The organism is Christiangramia aquimixticola (assembly GCF_048285835.1).
Taxonomy (GTDB): domain Bacteria; phylum Bacteroidota; class Bacteroidia; order Flavobacteriales; family Flavobacteriaceae; genus Christiangramia; species Christiangramia aquimixticola.
In genome coordinates this window covers 1-359 of record NZ_JBLVTL010000073.1, presented here as the reverse complement: position 1 = coordinate 359, position 359 = coordinate 1, and the positions used below count along the sequence as shown (strand labels likewise).

Annotated in this window: 1 pseudogene; it reads left to right on the top strand. The window is 44.6% G+C overall.

What is annotated here, in order from left to right:
• Positions 1-359, top strand: a pseudogene (locus tag ACNKXV_RS13560) (alpha-amylase family glycosyl hydrolase); the annotation flags it as partial.

Below are 359 nucleotides of genomic sequence, written 5' to 3'. Positions count from 1 at the left end.
GCATGGCAAAGGAATGGTGGTCATTTTGGACATGGTGCTCAATCATGCTTTTGGGCAAAATACCATGGTGCGTCTGTACAATGACGGGGATTATGGAGCTCCTACCGAAGACAATCCTTGGTTTAACCGAGTGGCCAAGCACCCTTTCAATGTGGGGTATGATTTTAACCACGAGAGCAAATACACACGCACTTTTGTCGATTCGGTCAATAATTATTGGTTGACGGAATATAAAGTCGATGGCTTCCGATTTGACCTTTCCAAAGGTTTCACTCAGGTAAATTCGGGAGACAACGTAGGGCAATGGTCCCAATACGATGCTTCCAGAATTAAAATCTGGAAACATATCTACGACCGCA